This window comes from Mycolicibacterium iranicum (genome assembly GCF_002101705.1).
GTDB classification, from domain to species: domain Bacteria; phylum Actinomycetota; class Actinomycetes; order Mycobacteriales; family Mycobacteriaceae; genus Mycobacterium; species Mycobacterium iranicum.
The window spans coordinates 16,177-35,767 of record NZ_LQPC01000035.1 but is presented as its reverse complement, the minus strand read 5'-3'; the positions used below and the strand labels follow the sequence as shown (position 1 = coordinate 35,767).

Here is a 19,591-nt window from a genome sequence, read left to right as displayed (position 1 = left end):
CAGCAATGTCCAAATTCGCGATCTTCGCGACGGTGATGACAATTCTCACCGCACTTTTGATCATGACCTTCAGCGGCTACCGGTCGGGCTCGGCCGTCCCATATTCTGCGTCGTTCGTCGACGCGTCCGGGCTCAAAGAAGGAGACACAGTTCGGGTCGCCGGGATCCGGATCGGGACCGTGGAGTCAGTGAAACTGCGTCCGGACAAGTCGGTAAGTGTGGAGTTCAACGCCGACCGCAGTCTTGTGCTGACGAAAGGAACTCGGGCCGCGGTCCGCTACCTGAACCTGGTCGGGGATCGATATCTGGAACTCGTCAACGACCCAGGGTCGACCGAGTTCCTGTCCGAAGGGGCTCGCATCCCCGAGGACCGTACGATGCCGGCATTAGACCTCGATCAGCTTCTGGGGGGACTCAAGCCCGTCATCCGCGGTCTCAATCCTCAGGACGTGAACGCGTTGACCACATCACTCATCGACATCTTCCAGGGGCAGGGCGGCACCCTGGAATCGTTGATGTCTCGTACATCTTCTTTCACGAACACGCTGGCCGACAACAGCGAGGTCTTGGAGCAACTCATCGACAATCTGGCGACTGCCACGGCGACGATCTCCGACGACGGTCAACGCTTTTCGGCGACGCTGGAGCGTTTGCACCGACTGGTCTCGGAATTGGCCACCGATCGTGATCGCATCGGGGCTTCCATCGAGTCGCTCAGTAAGGGAACGGCGGCGGTGTCGGAGCTGCTGGGTCAAGCACGCCCGCCTCTGGCAGCCACAGTGTCCGAACTCGGTCGCCTGGCCTCCAACGTCGATGCCCAGAAGGATCGCTTGGGCACCGCGATTCAGAAAGCGCCTGAAAACTACCGCAAGATGATGCGCCTGGGTGCGTACGGCAACTTCTTCAACTACTACCTGTGCGGGATCACGGTACGTGTATCAGATCTGCAGGGCCGCACCGCGCAGTTCCCGTGGATCGAACAAGACGGCGGGAGGTGCACTGAACCCGAATGATCAAGTATCGCAGCGCAGGTCTGATCCGCGCAGGCTTCATCGGCGGTGTTCTCGTTCTACTGGTGATCGTCGTCGGCCTCAATCCGGAACAACTGGTAGGCCAAGCGACAAAAATCCGATACCAGGCAGTGTTCGCCGATGCGGGTGGGCTCGGAGTGGGCAACGACGTCAAAGTCTCCGGCGTCGAGGTCGGTACGGTCTCAGGGATCGTTCTCGAACGCGGCGCCGCCCGGGTCACATTTACCGTGGACAGCGGTGTGTCACTCGGCGCGCAAACCACCGCGCATATCCGCACGGGCACGCTGCTGGGGGAGCGAATGCTGACGCTGGAATCACACGGCGCCGAGTCCCTGCGTCCGATGGACATCATCCCTGCGTCTCGGACCTCATCACCCTATGCGCTCAACGAAGCGATTGGTGATCTCACGACGAATACGAAGGGAACCGATACTCAGGCGCTCAACCAGTCCCTGGATACGCTTTCGTCGACCCTCGATCAGATTGCGCCACAACTTGGACCGACCTTCGACGGACTCTCCCGACTGTCGAAATCGCTCAACAGTCGCGACGAGGCCATTACCGAATTGCTCGACCAAGCCGGCAACATCACCAGCGTGCTTGCGCAGCGCAGTCAGGAAGTCAACTCCCTCATCCTCAACGGCAACGATTTACTGGGCGTGCTGGTTGATCGGCGACGGGCAATCGCAGCCCTGCTGGCCGATACATCGGCTCTGGCGAACAACCTGTCCGGCCTTGTCGCGGAGAATGAACAGCAGCTGGCTCCGGCCCTCGAGAAGCTCAATGGCGTCCTCGCGGTGCTGGAGGACAATCGCGACAAGCTGAGCCAGGCACTTCCCAGCCTTGCGAAGTTTCAGAGCGCGTTCAGCGAAATCGTCGCCAGCGGACCGTTCTACAACGCGTACGTGCCGAACCTCATTCCAGGCCAGTTCCTTCAGCCGTTCCTCGACTACGCCTTCGGATTCAGACGCGGTGTCAATGCCGGTCAACCGCCCGACGACGCCGGACCGCGGGCGGAACTTCCGTTCCCCTACAACGGAATACCTGAGCGGCCGCGATGATGACACATCGAAGAGCCGTGTGGGTCATAGCCATGATGCTGGCGGTATCACTGACCGGGGGCATCGCAACTATGGTCTACCAGCGTGCTCTTGGACCACGAACAGTGACTGCCCACTTCCCCAACGTCACCGGACTCTATCCCGGCGACGAGGTGCGCGTCGCCGGTGTCAAGATCGGGTCCGTAGAGGCCGTGACTCCCAATGGCGACCAGGTCGACATCGAGCTCGCGGTGGGGCACAACATACCGATCCCTGCGGATGTCAACGCGGTGATCGTCGCGCCGAACCTCGTCTCGGCCCGCTTCGTGCAACTCACGCCGGCCTACGTCGACGAGGGTCCATTGCTGCCCGATCACGGCGTCATTCCACTGGAGCGGACAGCTGTCCCAGTCGAATGGGACGAAGTCAAGCGCCAATTAACCCGCCTGGCAACGGAGTTGGGTCCAGCGACACCAGAAGGCGACACCTCGATCTCGCGGTTCATCGACGGCACTGCGAACGCTATGGGCGGCAACGGTGCCAAACTCAGAGAGGCGCTGACCCAACTGGCCGGCGCCGGCCGACTTCTGTCCGACAACAGTTCCGACATCGTTGCGGTGATCAAAGGGCTGCAGACCTTCATCACGGCGCTACGAGACAGCAATGAACAAATCGTGCAGTTCCAGGGGAGGCTCGCGACGTTGTCCAGCGTCCTTGATGGCAGCAGGTCTGACCTCGACGCCGCGTTACGCGACGTCGCTGAGGTGGTCGTCGAGGTACAGCGGTTTATCGCTGGAACGCGGGATCAGACAGTTGAGCAAGTTCAGCGCCTTACCAACGTCACGCAGAACCTTGTCGACCACAAGAAGGACCTGGAGCAGATCCTTCACGTAGCGCCGACTGCGCTGGCCAACACCGTCAACTTCTTTGATCCGCGTGATGGAGGCATCAACGGTGTGTTCGGTTTGAACAACTTCTCCAACCCCGTCTCCTTCATCTGTTCGGCCATCGGTGCCGTCGAGAATGTCACGGCTCCCGAGACATCGAAGCTGTGTGCCCAGTATCTGGGACCTGCGCTGAACACCATCAACTTCAATTACCTTCCATTCCCGGTCAATCCCTATCTGGCCGGCGTCCCATCACCATCCCAAATGATCTACACGGAACCAGGCCTGGCCCCTGGCGGCAGCGGCGGCAAGCCCGGGCCTCCCGAAACGCCGCCGGCTGTCTCGGCATACACAGGGGCGGGTGATGTCGCACCACCACCGGGGTACGGTCCGCCGCCCGCTCCGCCGAGTTCGCTGCCCGAACTGTTGTTGCCTGCCACGACCCTTCCGCCGCCACCCGTTCCTGGGCCTCTGTTACCTGCAGAAGCCACACCGGCGCCGCCCCCCGCGCCCGTCGATGGGACGCCGCCATGATGACCCTCATCAGGCAGGTGCGCTGTGTCGGGGCGCTGATCCTGACGGTGGTCGCGGCCGCGGGGTGCGCCTACGACGGGCTGAACTCCTTGCCGCTGCCGGGCACTGTGGGACGCGACGGTAACCCCTACCACGTTCAAATCGCGAATATCGGTTCACTCGAACCGAACTCACCCGTGATGATCAACGACGTCGTGGTCGGAAGTGTCGGTCGCACAGAGGTCGTCAATTGGATCGCCGATGTCGAGATCTTCGTCCGGGGTGATGTTGTCGTTCCAGCGAATGCGGTTGCCGCCGTGGGACAAACCAGCCTGCTTGGCTCGATGCACCTTGCCTTGGACCCGCCGCTGGGAAAGCCCCCGCGGGGGCGGCTGAGTCCTGGAAGCACCATCCCGCTCAACCGCTCATCGACGTACCCCTCAACCGAGCGCACCCTGTCATCGCTCTCGGCAGTCGTGAATGCGGGTGGACTGGGCCAGATCGGCGATATCATCCACACGATGAATACGGCCCTGGGTGGTCGCGAGCAACAAGTCCGCGAAGTTCTCAGGCGCCTCGACTCATTTGTGTCGACGTTCGATCGCCAGCGAACGGATGTCATCGCGGTTATAGAGTCGATGAACCGACTAAGCGCGCAGCTTGCCGAGCAGCGAGACATCATCAGCCGAACGTTGCGGGAACTACCGCCTGCGTTGGACGTTCTCCTCGATGACCGTCCGCAGTTGATGACTGCACTGGACAAAGCGCGCGAATTTTCCGATCTCACAACACAACTAGTCCAGCAGACAAGTGTGGATCTGGTGGAAAATCTTACGCATCTGGCGCCTGCGCTGAAGGCCTTCGCGGATGTGGGACCAGAGATTTCCACGGCGTTGGCCTACGTCACCACCATTCCCTATGGCCAGAATGTTGTGGACCGCGGTGTTAAGGGCGACTACATGAACCTCTACATCGTCCTTGATCTGACCGTCAACAGACTAAAGCGAACACTGTTGTCGGGAACGAGGTTCGGTGACGGCCGCGTTCCCCTGGTGCCGGTACCGGGTGATCCGGGGTATGACGAATTTTACGCGCCGGCGACACCTGACCCCCTGACTGCGCCGTTGCAGCCGCCACCCGCGCCCGCCGGCCCCAGCGCGCCACCCGCAGCAGTCACGCCGTCCGACCCGACAACTCCGGGGGGTTGAGTGCTCACCCGTTTCGTGAAAGCGCAGCTGATTATCTTTACCATCGCATCACTCGTCGGCATGAGCGTGATGGCTTTACGCTATCTCAACGTGCCGGTGTTCGTCGGGATCGGCCGTATCACCGTGGTGCTCGAACTACCGGCAGGCGGGGGTCTATATCAGTTCTCGAATGTCACCTACCGGGGTGTGAAGGTCGGCGAAGTCACCGACATCGGCCTCACTCCGATCGGTGCCAGGGCGACGCTGTCTCTGACTTCATCGCCCGCGATCCCGGCCGATCTGCACGCCGAGGTCCGAAGCATGTCCGCAGTCGGCGAGCAATACGTCGACCTGCTTCCACGGCATCCTTCGCCCCCGTACCTTCAAGACGGTTCGATCATTCCCCAATCCAGCGTCACCATCCCGCAACCGGTGGGCCCGATGCTCGACCGGACCGCTGAACTCCTGGAGTCGGTACCCAAGGACACGCTCGCCGCCCTACTGGATGAGTCCGCCGCGGCATTCGCCGGCGCAGGGTACGACCTCGGGTCGCTGGTGGATTCATCGGCGCGCCTATCCGCGGAGGCGAATGCCACGCGGGAGCCGATCGGGCAGCTCATCGACGACAGCGAACCGCTCCTCGACAGCTTGTCGGCTTCCGCACAGGACACCCGTGACTGGGCACGGGACCTGGCGTCGGTCACGCAGCAATTGCGCGACAACGATTCTGACATCCGGACGATACTGGAAAGGGGACCCGCTGCCCTTGATGAAGTCACGGCGCTGCTCGATGCCGTCAAGCCGACGCTTCCCATCCTGCTCGCCAACATGACAAGCCTCGGCCAGGTCGCGGTTACGTACAACCCGAGCCTGGAACAAGTTCTGGTTCTCTTGCCGTCCTTTCTGGGTGGATTCGATCAGATTTCACCCTCCAAGAACGCCACGGGTCTGCCGCTGGGTAATTTCCGGCTTCAGGCAAGCGATCCTCCCGCGTGCACGGTCGGGTTCCTACCGCCGTCCCAATGGAGGTCGCCCGCCGACACCACCACTCTCGATACTCCAGATGGCCTCTACTGCAAGCTTCCTCAGGACTCTCCGATCGCTGTGCGTGGCGCGCGAAACCTGCCATGTATGGGCCACCCCGGGAAACGCGCACCGACTGTAGAGATTTGCGACAGTCCGAACGAATACCAGCCCTTGGCGATGCGCCAGCATGCTCTGGGGCCCAACCCCATCGATCCCAATCTGGTCGCTCAGGGCATTCCGCCGGACGACCGCATCATGGGTGGCGAGCAGATCACCGCCCCGGTTGAGGGAACGCTTGTGACGCCTCCGGCGCCCGCGGTTGGTAATCCGCCCGTACCGCCCAGCCCGCTAGACCCAGGCACGGTACCCGGCGCTGCGCCGTCGGCATTCGACGGGAGCGCCGCGCGGCCGCCCGTCACGCTGGTTCCGTACGACCCCCGGACCGGGCGGTATATCGGTGCCGACGGACTTGCCCGGACTCAGACCGATCTCGTGACACCCGGTTCTTCTCGGACCTGGAGAGATGTAGTGCTTCCGATGGGTACCGCTGGATGACCGAGCCGACGAGCCGATCGGCTTGGAGAGCCATTGCTGTCACGTCACTGTCACTGGTGTTGATGGCGTCTGTTGGAACGCTTCACGCCGAGGCTGACCCCGGCGAGGGAGTCGCCCTCAACGGTTCGTTCGACGTGGTCTCCGATGGGGAGTGGGCCAAGACCAACGAGCGACTCGACCCGCGGCCGACAGTCTCAGCGAGGTGGGTCTTCGAATCGACCTGTAGTGACTATCAGTCCTGCACTGGAACGGTGATCAGCAATCAAGGCTGGACTTCGGACACAAAGTATGTGAGCAACGTGTGGTACGTCCGCAGAACGCTAGAAGGTTGGCAGCAGTGTCCCGACGGTTCTTCGTGGCCGGGCCACCAGACCTACACCTTTTGGCGGGACCCCGAAAATCCTGCCACTTTGATCGGCTGGGACAAAACGGTTGGCGTTAGTGGGGCATGCGGAATCAACCGCTGGCTTTCGATAAAGTTGCCACTCCTGTTGACCCCGGGCTGATTTCGGCGACAGCTGGCATCGGGCCTCGGTGGCGTTGAGTCACCTGATCACCGACACACACTGATCAGGCGTCCACCATGGCGGCGATTGTGTCGACCACGCACGCTGGACGGTCGGAACCCTCTACCTCCACCGTGACCCGAACCGTGGCACGACCGCCTTTGTCATTGCGGTCGACCTTGATGAGCTCGGCACCCGCACGGATCCGAGAGCCGACCGGCACGGGCGCGGGAAACCTCAACTTGTCCACGCCGTAGTTCACTTGCATCGATAGGCCGTCGACCTTATAGATCTGTTGCACCAGGATCGGCACCAACGACAAGGTGAGGTAGCCGTGGGCAATGGTCGTGCCGTAGGGTCCGTTGGCTGCTCGCTCCGGATCGACATGGATCCACTGGTGATCCCCGGTCGCCTCGGCGAAAAGGTCAACCTCCTTCTGCGTGACCTGTCGCCACCCGCTGTAGCCGAGGTGTTCGCCGACGCGGGACTCGAAGCCGGCGATACCGTCGTAATGAGTCGGTGCCGCAGCTGTCTGCGTCATACCTTGACCTTCAGCCTCAATTGTTCGATCGCGTTGCCGCCCATAATTTTCGCCTTACCCTCCTCAGAGATGCCGTCGAGACGGTCGACGAAACTCAAAGGGTCTCCGATGCCCTCGGGGTGGGGGAAGTCCGACCCGAACATGACGTGGTCCTCGCCCATGATGTCGACGATGGATTTCACATCGTCTTCCAGGAACGGGTGGATGTAGACGTTGCGCTTGAAGACCTCTACGGGATGCTCGTCGAATTCCTTGGGCATCACGCGGTAGGCCTTCTCGAGCTGGCGAAGCAGGTTCTTGACCCATCCGCTGCCATTTTCCACCACGAGAACCCGTAATTCGGGGAAGCGCGACAGCGCACCATGGCAGATCAGCGCAGCCAGCGTGTCCTCCATGGCCCGGAAGCCCATGACGACTTCACGCAGCGCGCTCGGTTTGAAGGACAGGTACTCGTCGCCGCCCTCCCACTCCATCAGGTGCTTCTGATAACCGCTGTCGGAGGCGTGGAACGTGACCGGGATGTCTGCCTTGACCACTTCGGCCCAAAACGGGTCGAACTCGGGGAGTCCCATGGACCTGGAGCCACCGAACCGACTCGGTACCGGCGCCGGCCGAACGAGGAACGTCTTCATCCCCCGCTCCAGGGCCCAATGGAACTCCTTGATTGCCTCGTCAACTAGGGGAAGGCAGATGACGGGCGTTGCGAAGATGCGGTCCTCGTAGTTGAACGTCCAGTGTTCGTGCATCCATTCGTTGAGGGCGTGGATGATGGCGTGTGTCAGCACGACATCGTCGGTGGTGCGCTCCTCGATGAGGCTTGCCAGGGTCGGATACATGACGCACTGGTCGATGCCCAATTCGTCCATGAGCTCAAGCCGGGGAGCCGGCGCTTGGTAGGCCGGGATGATGTCCATTGCGTCGCCGATAAACTCACGAAAGTTCAGTCCTTCCGGGTTGTTACCCAGAAAGTAGTCTTCCGCGCTGCCTGGCCGTGCCACCCGTTCGAAGGTGGGATTCGGAATCATGTGGCTGATGTGGTCTTTGACGACCAGTTTGGGCCGGCCGTTCACCTCGACGTAGCCGACCTTGCCCTTGTGCTGCTTCGGCAGGTACTTCAGCAGGGCGTCTTTCGTTTCGTACATGTGGTTGTCGATGTCGAACACCGGGTACGGAAGACGGCGAGTCATGGGGCTGATTCCTCCTCGGAGCAGCGAATATCAGCATTTACGTTTTGTGGAAACGACGTTATCACTTGGCGGGTGCAAGCTCCATATCGGGGTTACGGTGACGTTGATCGGGTCCACGCGTCGGCGACTGCGCTGGTGGTGGTCACGGTGGCCAGCAGCGACAGGGTGTTGTCGATGACCGCGTCGGCGTACTCGCGGGGGACTCCGGCGACGGCATCGCGGGGTAGGACGAACTGGTACCCGCGGTTCACTGCGTCCATGACGAAGTTCGTGATGGCGACATTCACCGAAACACCGACACCAACAATGGTTTTGATATTCAGATTGCGCAGAATGAAATCAAGATCTGTTCCGGTCATTGGTCCCAGGCCGTGCGTGCGGGTCGACACCAGATCGCCTGCTTGTTGTGTGAATTCGGGTAGGAGAGTGGCGCCGGGACCACCGGGGGTCAGATCCGCGGTGAACGACGTCCCGGCCGCGAACAGCCTCGCGTTCGTGTTGGAGCCGCGTCCGTCCGGACGACGCTGAATCAAGCAGTGCACCACGGTTACTCCTGCCGCCCGGGCCGCTGTGAGCAATGTGGCGATGTTGGGAACTGCTTCGCGGCGTGCCTCGTCCGCAAGCATCGGCAGGCCGGCCTGCGACCCGATCACGCCACCCTGGCACTCCTGCGTCACCAGCGCGGTGGTGGCAGGGACAAGAAGGTCGGTGAGGCGCGGTGCTGGCATGAGAATAGACGTTATCGTGTGCTCAAGCAGGATTTCCAGAGGAGTGCAGATGCAGATGTGGGAGCTGGAGGTGCGCGAGTCGGTGCGCCAGACGCTGGCCGATTACACCGCCGCCACAGATGGGTTTGATCTCAAGGCGCTGGCAGCGTGCTTCGGCGCAGAGGGCATCCTGCAGTTCACCGGTGGGCAGCAACCGCTTGCCGGTCCAGAAGCGATCGCGGACGGCCTCGCGGCGGCGATGAGCGGACCGCGAGAATCCATGCGGTTGGCGCCCACCTTTGTTCGGCACCATGTCTCGAGCGTCCGGTTCATCTCTGTGGCCGCCGATCGGGTCGAGGCGAGCAGCTACTTCGCGGTGTATACCGACATCGGGCTGGATCATTGGGGCCGCTACCGAGACGTGTTGACGCCGATAGGGGACCGGTGGCTGTTCGCATCCCGCCGGATTAGCGTCGACGCCTTCTCCAAGGCCAGTCTCATGGCGCAGTGAGAGCGGGCTAGGGGGAGGCGATGAATTCCTTGGCGAAGGCCTGGGCGCGCTCAATCACCTCGCTGCGATCGCGGCCCTCCGGCGCGATGGGCAACCAGGTCACCCCGGCGGAGATCAGGCGCTCGATAACGGCATGCCGTTCGTCTGTGGATTTGCTGTCGTGCAACATGTTTCCGGCCGAGAAGCAGATGTCGAGCGGTTCGATGCGGCCGATCTCGGAGGCGTACGACCGGGCCCACGCTATCGCCGCTTCCAATTCGTCGAGCGTGGAGATCTCGGCGGTTCGCGACGCTGTCGCGTAGCCGAAGGTGTTGAAAGGGGCCCAACCCTGGCCACGTGACACCGCACGCCGCACAGCGCGCTTACTGTTGCCACCGATCCAGATCGGTGGAAGCACCTCCGGGATCGGTCGAAGACGTACCCCACGGGCCTGGAAGGTGGAACCTGTGTAGGCGACATCCTCGCCGGAGAGAGCCTGGGCCAGTACGTCGAGCGCCTCGTCCAGCAGTGCCCCTCGGTTGTCGAAATCGACACCCAGCGAGCGGAACTCGGGTTTCAAATAGCCCGCGGCTGTGCCGATGATCAATCGACCGTCCGAAAGCACCTGCAGACTTTGGATCGACTTCGCACCTAGTAAGGGGTTGCGGTAGGCCGCGATGTAGACATTGGTGAGCAGTTTGACCGTCGTGGTCGCCGCGGCTGCAAACGACAGTGCCACGAACGGGTCCAGGGCGTGGTGCCCACCGTGGTCCAGCCACTTGGTGTCCGGAGCCGGGTGATCGGTGACGTGCACCGCGGCGTAACCCGCGGATTCCGCGGCTTGCGCGATGTCCGCAATAGCACCTGCGGTCACGAACTCCGCGGGGTCCTCCACTCGGTGAGTGGGGAGTTCGAGGGAAAATGACAGGGTCACGAGGATCCTTCCGGCTGATGACGTGAAGATGGGACAAGCTCGGCCAAGCGCTCGAGGTGAAAGTTGGGATCTCCGAACATCAGCTCCGCGGACTTGGCGCGCCGCACGTAGAGGTGCGCGTCGTGTTCCCAGGTGAAGCCGATACCCCCGTGGATCCGCATGCTGTCGAGGGCAACGTGGAGCAGTGCTTCCGAGCACGCCACCTTGGCCACCGACGCGGCGAGCGCACGGTCACGATCGTCAGCTGCGTTGGACGCGTGGAATACCGCTGATCGCGCGCCTTCCACCAGCAGCAGCATGTCTGCGCACCGGTGCTTGATTGCCTGAAAGCTGCCGATGGCACGGCCGAACTGAATGCGCTCCTTGGCGTAGGCCACGGCTGTGTCGAGGCAGCGTTGGGCCGCGCCGAGCTGTTCGGCGGCAAGCGCTACCAGCGCGAGATCAGCGGTGCGAGCAAGTCCCGCGGCAGCTTCGCCGTCGGCACCTATCAGCCGGGCTGAGACGTTGTCGAAGCGCAGCCGCGCGACCTTTCGTGTTCGGTCCAGTGTGCGAAGGGGCTCGCGCTCGAGCCCGGGGGCCATCGCATCGACGGCGAACAGCGAGGTGCCCTTGACCGTGTTGGCGGCGACAAGAATGAGGTCGGCGGTGTAACCGTCAAGCACGAGAGGAGCGCTGCCGGACAGCCGGTAGCCAGTGTCGCTCTGAGACCCAGCGATCGTTACGGCGCCCGGATCCCACGCGTCGAGGGTACCGTTCAGCACGAGAGTTGCGACGCGGCTGCCGTCGAGCAGCGCAGGTGCGAACTCTTCGACGGCGGACTCGTCATTGCTACTGAGTAGGGCCTGAAGTGCCAGTGCCACGGTGGCGAAGAACGGTGAGCACAACAGCGCCGCGCCCATCTCCTCGAAGACGACCGCCAATTCGGGCATTCCTGCGCCGGCGCCGCCCCACCGCTCAGGGACGGCGATTCCGTGCAGCCCGAGTTCATTGGCCATCTGCCGCCACACCGTATCGTCGTATCCGCGCTCGGTGTCCATCAGGGCGCGCACTGTTGAGCTGGGGGACGCCCGGGCAAGGAACTCACGCACAGCCGTCCTGACCGAGTCCAGTTCACTTGCCGCCTGTGCCGTTGCTGGCGTCATATCTCCCTCGAATGCGGGTGCATCAGCGCGTTGCGCGCCGCTCAAAGCGAATGCCGGCCCGACCCGGGATAGGCATTTGCGAAACACGATAGTATGTTTTCTGAAATCAGAGAATAATCATTCTCACCGGAAGGATCAGCGCGGTGACGACCAAACTCGACTACGGGATCTTTGACTGCGACACCCACTGCTACGAAACTCGGGACGCGTTCACCCGTAACCTGCCCAAAGCTTTCCACGACAGGGCGATCGCGCCGGTGCGGGCGGCCGACGGCAAAGAGGTGATCCTCGCCGGACATCGAGTCGCCACATTCAACAGTGAGGCCGGCCTCGGCTTCGACCTTGCCTACCGCCCAGGTTCGCTCAAAGAGATGCTCAAGCAAATGGGCTCGGGGAACCCGGACGAGACCTATGAGCCACAGCCCATGCAACCGGAGTGGTTGGAGCGCGAGCCTCGGTTGAAGGTCATGGCCGAACAGAACGTCGAGCGGGCGATCATCTTCCCGGCGGGTATGGCGCTGGCCGCAGAGCACTATGTGGATGACACCGAGGCCCTGTATGCGAATTTGCGCTCGTTCAATCGCTGGTTCGACGAAACCTGGGGCTTCAACTACCAGGACAAACTGTACGCGACAGCCCTTCTGTCGCTGCGCGACCTGCCGTCCTCGATCGCCGAGACCGAAGCCATCATCGAGCAGGGAGCGAAGATGGTGCTGTTGCCCACCGGACCGGCCCACGGCCGCTCTCCCGGTGACCCATACTTCGATCCGATCTACGCCCGGTTGCAAGAAGCAGGCTGCACCTTGGTCTTCCACATCCAGCCGTTCTGGTATTTCAATGCCATTTCTCCTGCGTGGGGCCACAACCCCGACCCCGCTGCCTGGCACATGTCGGCGTGGCAGTGGATGAACATCTATGGGCAACGTCCAATCGAGGACACCTTGTCGGCGCTCATCTTCGACAACCTCTTCGGTCGGTTCCCCGATCTCAAAGTGCTGGTGGCCGAGCACGGTGCAGAGTGGGTGCCCCAGTTCGTCATTCACATGGACAAGAGCCGCGGGATGGGACGCAACGGCCCGTGGATCGGCGGCAAACTCACCGAGAAGCCGTCCCAGATTTTCCGTAGGCATGTCGGCGTCGTGCCCTATCCGGAGGACGACATCCCCGAGATCGTGGGTCGACTCGGTTACGACGAATGTCTGCTGATGGGATCCGACTACCCCCACGCCGAGGGCCTGGCTGAACCGGCTGATTTTGTCAAGCTGCTCGACCCGCTCGACGATGCGGCGAAAAAGCGCATCATGGTTGACAACGCCGATCAGCTGCTGCGCCGAGGCTAGTGCTCAGTGGCACCTGACAGTGCGGTCGATGAGGCGATCGACCTTGACCTGTTGAGGTCTTCGGCACGCGAATTCCTCTCCGAACGTGGTGAGAAAGATTCTGTCGAGGGTCTTGCGCGGATGGACTGGACAGGCTTGCTGGTGGAGGAGTGTCTCGGCGGCGCCGGTTGGTTGCCCGTGGAAACCGCGGTGATCGCCGAGGAGATCGGGCGCGCCGGTGACCGGTCGGGTTGGTTCGGCACGACACTGGCCGCCGCGGCTCTATCGTCGGCACCCGCCGATGTGCGCGATCGATGGCTGCCCTCGGTGCTCGACGGGAGTATCCCCGCCGGATTGGCACTGTCGGGGGGCACCGTGCGGGTGACGAACGCTGATGCACTCCGCCTTCTGGTTACGTTGGGCAGCAGCGGGATTCACCTGTTCGAGTTGTCCGATGCCACACCCAGGACTCGTGACGAAGAGCTGCTCGACGTGAGCAGGCCGGCGTGGCGAGTCGAGCTGACGGACGTGGACGGTCTACTCATCGGTGACTCCCCGCGCTCGGATCAGCTGGTGGCCGTCGCACGGGTACTTCTCAGTGCCGATTCACTCGGCGCCCTGTCGGCGACCTTCGAGCGGTTGGTCGCCTATTTGAAGGACCGAATCGCGTTTGGTGCGCCGATCGCCAGCTTTCAGGCTGTTCAGCACCGCCTGGTCGAGCTGCTGGTCTTTGAGGCGAAGGCGCGGGCAGTCATCATGAAGGCAGCCCGTGCGTTGGCCACGACGGAGGATTCGAGCTCGGCTATCCAATTATCAGCCGCGGCGCACGCTTTCGTGACGGCCAAAGCGACGTCCGCCATTGACGAGTGCATGCAATTGTCCGGCGGGATTGGTTTCACCTGGGAATACCCCCTGCATCACGAGTTGCGGCGCGCCTTCACGAACAGCCATCTGCTCGGCAGCGCGCGCACGAGCCGGACTGCGTACGCGAGGCAGGTCGGCTGGTGAGCGATTCTGTTCCGCGCCCCACCGATGCGCAGCTGCACGAATTCAGGCAACGAGTGCGCGCGCACATCGTCACTCATGCGCCACCCTTCGCCGCGCGTGAAGGGCGACGGGCGCCTGAGAACGCTGATCAGGAAGCGGCCCTGCGAACCTGGTTCGCCGGATTGTTCGACGCGGGTTTTGTCGGTGGGGACTGGCCCGTCGAGTACGGCGGCAGGGCCGACCATCATCCACTGCACGATCGCATCGTCAGTGAAGAACTGCTCCGGGCTCGGGCTCCGCGTCCGGTCGACCAAGTCAACCTGGCTGCACATGTGTTGCTGCATTTCGGTTCGGAGGAACAAAAGGCCGCCCTGCTTCCGCCGATCCGGCGCAGTGAGCATGTGTGGTGCCAGTTGCTCAGCGAACCGAACGCCGGAAGCGACATCGCGGGGGTGCGGTGCCGGGGTGTACGGAACAACGACGGCAGCTGGGTGCTCGACGGGCAGAAAACATGGATCACCGACGGCCACTGGGCAGATATGGGGCTTGCTCTGGTGCGCACCGACCCGGCATCGACGCGGCACCATGGCTTGTCGGCGTTCGTCGTGCCCTTATCGGCTGATGGCGTTGAGGTGCGTCCGATCCGCACGATCAACGAGGCGATCGAGGTCAACGAAGTCTTCCTCGACTCCGTGCCGATCTCGGCGGACGGCTTGATCGGCGAAGAGGGACAGGGCTGGTCGATCATCATGGCGGGTCTGGACTTCGAACGTTTCGGCATCGGTGGCAACGTCATCCTGCTGGAGTTGTTGATCGACGACCTCGTCACCGTGGCCCGTCACGCGACACTCGGGGGAAAGCCGGTCCTCGAGCACGAGGACATTCGTCAGACAGTCAGCGAGCTGGCTGTTGAAGTTGAAGTGGCGAAGGCGTTCATCGACGACCATGTCGAGCGGATGACCGTCGGAGCCGACGAAGTGGGCGACGGGTCAATCGCGAAGCTGAGTTTCGCCGAGACTTACCACCGGGTTTCGGCCTACGGAACCGAGCTCAGTGCAACGGTGTGTACTGAGGCTGCCGACCCGAGCATCGCCGAGGCGAAGCAACGTCTCCGCGAGTGTTGGCTTTGGTCGCGGGCCTACACGGTATCCGGCGGCAGTTCGGAGATGATGCGCAACATCCTTGCCAAGCGCCGACTGATGCTCCCGAGCCGGTGAAGACCGAAACCTATTGGGAACTCGTTGAGTCCGCTGCCGACAAGCATCGGGACCGAGTCGTGCTGGTCGATGACTTCGGGCGGAGTATGACCATCGGTGAGCTCTACGAAGCTGCGCTCTCTGCTGCGGCCGCGTTCGCCGAGCGCGGGGTCGAAGCCGGCACGGTCGTGTCGTGGCAGTTGCCGACGACTCTCGAGACGATGGTGGTGATGGTGGCACTGACGCGACTCGGTGCCGTGCAGAACCCCATCCTGCCGATCTGGCGGGAGCGCGAAGTGCGTTTCGCGACCGCTCAGCTCGGTACCGAGGTGTTGATCGTTCCGGGAATCTGGCGAGGGTACGACCATGTCGCACTCGGCGACAATCTGGCCAGGGAACGCGAGATGACGATCTTGGTCGTCGACCACGCCGTCGAGGTCAGCGACGGCTTACGTCTGCCGTCCGGCGACCCGGCGAGCCTTCTGCCCCCACCGACATCGGGCATCGAACCACGGTGGATCTACTACTCTTCGGGAACCACGGCGGCGCCCAAAGGTGTTCGGCACTGCGATCTCTCGGTCATCGCCGGCTCGGCGGGCGTCGTGGAGATGGTCGGAGCGTCCAGCGCCGATGTCAACCCGATCGCGTTTCCCGTATCGCACATCGGCGGGGCCGCGATGCTGGCTGCGAGCCTGCTCACCGGTATGCGGCTGGTCTTGTTCGACACATTCGACCCGGAGCGCACCCCGTTCGCGATCGCCGAGCACGGCGCCACCCTTCTCGGATCGGCAACCCCATTCTTCGTGGCCTTCATGGCAGCGCAACGCAAGTACGGTGACCAGCCTCTGTTCCGAGACCTCCGTGGTTGTGTCGGAGGTGGTGCTCCCATCACTGCCGAATTGGGGCGGCAGGTGCGCGAGGTGCTCTCGGTACCCGGTATCGCGAACGCGTGGGGACTCACCGAATTTCCGGTTGCGACGTCGGCCGCGCCGGACGCCGATCCCGACGTGTTGGATCACACCGTGGGCCAACCCGTGGCCGGTGTCCGCGTGCGGGTTGTCGACGAAATGGAGCGCGAGCTCCAGCCTGGTGAGGATGGAGAGCTGCGGCTCAAGGGGCCGCAGTGCTTTCTCGGCTACGTGGACGCCTCGCTCGACGAGGCGGCGTTCGACGCCGACGGCTGGTTCCGCACCGGCGACCGAGGCCGGCTCGACGCGAACGGCAACGTCGTCGTCACGGGACGTCTGAAGGACTCGATCATCCGTAACGCCGAGAACATCTCGGCTTTGGAGATCGAGCAGATTCTCGCGACCCACCCAGCGGTCGCCGACGTGGCCGTAATTGGAGTGCCTGATTCTCGGACGGGCGAACGGGTATGCGCCGTCGTAGTCGCCGATCCGGGCGCCGACATCACCCTAGAGTCGTTGTACAGGCATTGTCAGAGTCTCGGCTTGAGCAAACACAAGGCGCCCGAGCGCCTCGAACTGGTGGAAGCTCTGCCGCGAAACCTCACGGGCAAGGTCCTCAAAAATCAACTTCGCATGCACTTCGCAACTAGCGAGACGGAGAACAGATGACCGGACGGCTCGACGGCAAGGTCGCATTCATCACCGGCGCGGCACGCGGGCAGGGGAGAGCACATGCGCTCGCCATGGCGCGCGAGGGTGCCGACATCGTCGCGATCGACATCTGTGCCGACATCGCATCGAACCCGTACCCACTGGCAACGCCGGACGATCTGGGTGAGACAGAACGAGCGGTCAAGGAACTCGGTCGACGCGTGTACGCACGTGTGGCCGACGTTCGGGAACGGTTCGCGCTGCGGGAGGTACTTGATTCGGCGCTCGCGGATTTCGGCAGGCTCGACATCGTGGTCGCCAACGCCGGTATCCTTCCGATGGCGATGGGCTCGCCCGACCCGCTGCACTTCGTCGACGCGACCGATGTGGATCTGGTCGGTGTCTTGAACACGGTAGCGGTGTCGCTGCCGCACCTGTCAGACGGATCTTCGATCGTTATCACGGGATCGACGGCCGGGATGATGCCGGGAAACGCCGACAGCCCGGAAATGGGGCCAGGTGGCGCTGGTTACGCGTGGAGTAAGCGGACGCTCATGGAGTATGCCGAGCAGATGGCAATTCATCTGGCTCCCAGATTCATTCGCGTCAACGTGATACATCCGACCAACGTAAACACCCGCCTGCTGCACAACGAAGGGATCTACGGCGTGTTCCGTCCGGACCTGGTGGAGGAGGGCAAGAAGCCCACCCGCGAGGATGCCGATCTAGCGTTCACCTACTTCCAGGCCATGCCGATTCCCTATGTCGAGCCCGAGGACATCGCGAACCTGGGGGTGTTCCTGGCCAGCGATGACAGCCGGTACATCACCGGCCAGCAGATCCGGGTCGATGCCGGCTCCTACCTCAAGTTCCCGAACGGCCCGGGAAAGTAATGGTTCGCGACATCAGAGATCTGGCCTCGGATCCTGTTGCCTACGCCGCCGAGCTGCAACGTCGGTGGGGCGGGTTGTTGAGCTACCGCTACATTGGGCGCCACCACGCCTCCATGACTGTCGGGCCCGTGGATGACACGGTAACCGTCCGCTACGACATGCGCGATGTCACCGGGGGAATCGTGCTGAGCGTCTTCGGTATTGCGGCCCCCGAGGGTGGTTTGGTGTCGGATTTGGAGGCCGTTCCGAACCCTGTGGTCCACTCGTGCCAGGTTCTGGATGCGGGCATCGGCGTGAAACGGTTCGAGGTACGCAGTGAGGATCTCAAACGCGGACAGCGGATGTCGTACAGCAGATCGATGATCGTCGATGCCGACCAGCCCGATCGCGTGTTGGCCCTCACCGAAGGGCAGGGCGTCACGATCGGTGTGCCCCCCGACGGTCTGCAGAAGATGTACGTCGAGCCGTTGGAGGTCGTTGATTCTCCTGACCTACCGCCCCTGTGGCAGGTCTTCGGTGGGCGCCAGGTGGGCACGAGGACGTGGACCCTGCCGGAGTTGACGGCAGAGGTGGCTTCTCCGGATGCGGCTCTACACGTCGGTCCGCAATTTGTGATGACCGAGACGGCAGCGCGCAGCGCCGCCGTCGAGTTCTTTGGGACGACGGCCGTTGTCGGCGTGTCGTCGCACACCATGTTCCTGTCCAGAGCGAAGTCTGGTCCGTTCAGATTTGTGGCAGAAGCGGTTCCAGGAGCTGGTGAGCTCACCGCGGCCCGAACACACGTGTATGACGACGGTGCCGACGGAAGGTTGGTTACGGTTGCCACGCACGTGTTTCGATCCGTCTAAGCGGATCGGGCCCGACCTCTTTCGATCGTGTGAAAGCAAGCAGCGACGTCATGGGTATCGACGCACGGGAGGGTGATTAGCGTCCGATGTTCACTCTCCGATTCGACATGCGGGCACCTTCGATCGGTGCGCCGCCCACAGAGCTGTACGCCGCGGCAACGGATATGTCCGCGTGGGCTGAGACCCGTGGATGCCTCGCCGTAGTTCTGTGTGAACACCATTGCGCAGACGACGGCTATCTGCCATCGCCGTTGCTGCTCGGTGCTGCGATTGCAGCCTGCACCGAACGGTTGATGTTGAATCTGACGATTCTGCTGCCGTTCTACGACGTGGCCCGACTGGCAGAAGACATCTGCGTGCTCGACCACATCAGCGCGGGCCGCGCCAGCTACGTCTTCGGGATCGGCTACCGGCCAGAGGAGTTCGACCACTTCGGGATGGCTCTGCGCGATCGTGGTCGTGTCGCCGACGAGAAGCTCCCGCTGCTTCGTCGCCTGTTGGCAGGAGAAGAAGTCGAACACGGTGGCAGACGGATGAAGGTCACACCCCGACCACGTCAAGCCAATGGTCCGATGCTGAACTGGGGAGGAGCCAGCCTTGCAGCGGCGCGGCGTGCCGGACGCAACGGCCTGGGCTTGCTGGCGAACGGCGGGGTCCCCGGAATGCAGGCGGTCTACGAAGAAGCCTGCCGCGAGAACGGCTTCGAGCCCGGCTTCGTTCTCATCCCTGAACGCAACGCCGTGGCGAACCTCTTCGTCGCCGAAGACGTCGACGCCGCGTGGGACGAGATCGGCGACTATCTGCTGCACGACGCCATGGCATATTCGGCGTGGAACCCGGACAACGAGGTTTCGGCCAACTTGAGCACCGCGACCACCGTCGACGAACTACGGCGCACGTCGTCGTCGCACGTGATCCTGTCGGTTGACGAAGCGAGGCAGCGCATTGCGGGCGGCGAGATGTTCAACCTCTCGCCGTTGTGCGGTGGCATTCCACCGGATATCGCGTGGCCCTACCTCGAGAGATTCGTCGAGCTGACCTAG

General features: G+C 62.7%; 19 protein-coding genes. 14 read left to right on the top strand and 5 right to left on the bottom strand.

Features of this window, described 5'->3' with window-relative positions; genetic code table 11:
* Positions 1–5 precede the first annotated feature (5 nt).
* From AWC12_RS18140 to AWC12_RS32085, 6 genes are read left to right on the top strand one after another with little or no spacing between them, the layout of a single operon-like run.
* Entirely contained in the window at positions 6–1,013 is a 1,008-nt protein-coding gene (locus AWC12_RS18140) for an MCE family protein (protein WP_234814072.1), read from the top strand.
* Positions 1,010–2,092, top strand: coding sequence for an MCE family protein (locus tag AWC12_RS18135; RefSeq protein ID WP_085175993.1), 1,083 nt, complete (start codon positions 1,010–1,012; stop codon positions 2,090–2,092). The genes AWC12_RS18140 and AWC12_RS18135 overlap by 4 nt, the downstream gene beginning before the upstream one ends.
* On the top strand, positions 2,089–3,492 hold the full coding sequence (locus tag AWC12_RS18130; protein WP_085175991.1) for an MCE family protein: 1,404 nt from the start codon (positions 2,089–2,091) through the stop codon (positions 3,490–3,492). Before AWC12_RS18135 ends, AWC12_RS18130 begins: the two co-directional genes overlap by 4 nt.
* Positions 3,489–4,679 carry an MCE family protein gene (locus AWC12_RS18125; RefSeq protein ID WP_110808678.1) on the top strand — a complete coding sequence of 397 codons (1,191 nt, stop codon included), beginning with the start codon at positions 3,489–3,491 and terminating at the stop codon, positions 4,677–4,679. The genes AWC12_RS18130 and AWC12_RS18125 overlap by 4 nt, the downstream gene beginning before the upstream one ends.
* Entirely contained in the window at positions 4,680–6,239 is a 1,560-nt protein-coding gene (locus AWC12_RS18120; RefSeq protein ID WP_085175989.1) for an MCE family protein, read from the top strand.
* The gene (locus AWC12_RS32085; RefSeq protein WP_085175987.1) at positions 6,236–6,745 is read left to right on the top strand and encodes an Rv2253/PknI dimerization domain-containing protein; all 510 of its coding nucleotides are present in this window, start codon (positions 6,236–6,238) and stop codon (positions 6,743–6,745) included. The genes AWC12_RS18120 and AWC12_RS32085 overlap by 4 nt, the downstream gene beginning before the upstream one ends.
* A gap of 64 nt (positions 6,746–6,809) precedes the next feature.
* Here AWC12_RS32085 and AWC12_RS18110 read toward each other — a convergent pair whose 3' ends face one another.
* The 3 genes from AWC12_RS18110 to AWC12_RS18100 form a co-directional block, all read right to left on the bottom strand.
* A complete protein-coding gene (locus tag AWC12_RS18110; protein ID WP_085175985.1) occupies positions 6,810–7,286 on the bottom strand; it encodes a MaoC family dehydratase in 477 nt (158 codons plus the stop codon).
* Positions 7,283–8,482, bottom strand: a complete 1,200-nt coding sequence (locus AWC12_RS18105; RefSeq protein WP_085175983.1) for an amidohydrolase family protein — start codon at positions 8,480–8,482, stop codon at positions 7,283–7,285. Before AWC12_RS18105 ends, AWC12_RS18110 begins: the two co-directional genes overlap by 4 nt.
* Positions 8,483–8,565: 83 nt before the next feature.
* Positions 8,566–9,201 (bottom strand): cysteine hydrolase family protein, encoded by a 636-nt coding sequence (locus AWC12_RS18100; RefSeq protein WP_085175981.1) that lies wholly within the window; start codon positions 9,199–9,201, stop codon positions 8,566–8,568.
* A 49-nt stretch (positions 9,202–9,250) separates the two neighbouring features.
* Here AWC12_RS18100 and AWC12_RS18095 point away from each other — a divergent pair, with 49 nt between their 5' ends.
* The gene (locus AWC12_RS18095) at positions 9,251–9,691 is read left to right on the top strand and encodes a nuclear transport factor 2 family protein (RefSeq protein WP_085176048.1); all 441 of its coding nucleotides are present in this window, start codon (positions 9,251–9,253) and stop codon (positions 9,689–9,691) included.
* A 7-nt stretch (positions 9,692–9,698) separates the two neighbouring features.
* On the opposite strand, the gene AWC12_RS18090 is transcribed toward AWC12_RS18095, so the two are convergent.
* Both AWC12_RS18090 and AWC12_RS18085 read right to left on the bottom strand, forming a co-directional pair.
* Positions 9,699–10,604, bottom strand: a complete 906-nt coding sequence (locus AWC12_RS18090; protein ID WP_085175979.1) for a TIGR03619 family F420-dependent LLM class oxidoreductase — start codon at positions 10,602–10,604, stop codon at positions 9,699–9,701.
* Positions 10,601–11,746 carry an acyl-CoA dehydrogenase family protein gene (locus AWC12_RS18085; RefSeq protein WP_085175977.1) on the bottom strand — a complete coding sequence of 382 codons (1,146 nt, stop codon included), beginning with the start codon at positions 11,744–11,746 and terminating at the stop codon, positions 10,601–10,603. Before AWC12_RS18085 ends, AWC12_RS18090 begins: the two co-directional genes overlap by 4 nt.
* A gap of 143 nt (positions 11,747–11,889) precedes the next feature.
* On the opposite strand from AWC12_RS18085, the gene AWC12_RS18080 reads away from it, so the two are divergent.
* The 7 genes from AWC12_RS18080 to AWC12_RS18050 all read left to right on the top strand — a co-directional run bounded on the left by AWC12_RS18080 (position 11,890) and on the right by AWC12_RS18050 (position 19,591).
* Positions 11,890–13,086 carry an amidohydrolase family protein gene (locus AWC12_RS18080; RefSeq protein ID WP_085175975.1) on the top strand — a complete coding sequence of 399 codons (1,197 nt, stop codon included), beginning with the start codon at positions 11,890–11,892 and terminating at the stop codon, positions 13,084–13,086.
* A gap of 6 nt (positions 13,087–13,092) precedes the next feature.
* Positions 13,093–14,073 carry an acyl-CoA dehydrogenase family protein gene (locus tag AWC12_RS18075; protein WP_085175973.1) on the top strand — a complete coding sequence of 327 codons (981 nt, stop codon included), beginning with the start codon at positions 13,093–13,095 and terminating at the stop codon, positions 14,071–14,073.
* A complete protein-coding gene (locus tag AWC12_RS18070; RefSeq protein WP_085175971.1) occupies positions 14,070–15,269 on the top strand; it encodes an acyl-CoA dehydrogenase family protein in 1,200 nt (399 codons plus the stop codon). Before AWC12_RS18075 ends, AWC12_RS18070 begins: the two co-directional genes overlap by 4 nt.
* Positions 15,266–16,825, top strand: coding sequence for a class I adenylate-forming enzyme family protein (locus AWC12_RS18065; protein WP_234814071.1), 1,560 nt, complete (start codon positions 15,266–15,268; stop codon positions 16,823–16,825). Before AWC12_RS18070 ends, AWC12_RS18065 begins: the two co-directional genes overlap by 4 nt.
* Entirely contained in the window at positions 16,822–17,700 is an 879-nt protein-coding gene (locus AWC12_RS18060; RefSeq protein ID WP_085175970.1) for a mycofactocin-coupled SDR family oxidoreductase, read from the top strand. Before AWC12_RS18065 ends, AWC12_RS18060 begins: the two co-directional genes overlap by 4 nt.
* Positions 17,700–18,548 carry a hotdog family protein gene (locus AWC12_RS18055; protein ID WP_085175968.1) on the top strand — a complete coding sequence of 283 codons (849 nt, stop codon included), beginning with the start codon at positions 17,700–17,702 and terminating at the stop codon, positions 18,546–18,548. Before AWC12_RS18060 ends, AWC12_RS18055 begins: the two co-directional genes overlap by 1 nt.
* Positions 18,549–18,634: 86 nt before the next feature.
* Positions 18,635–19,591, top strand: a complete 957-nt coding sequence (locus AWC12_RS18050; protein ID WP_085175966.1) for an LLM class flavin-dependent oxidoreductase — start codon at positions 18,635–18,637, stop codon at positions 19,589–19,591.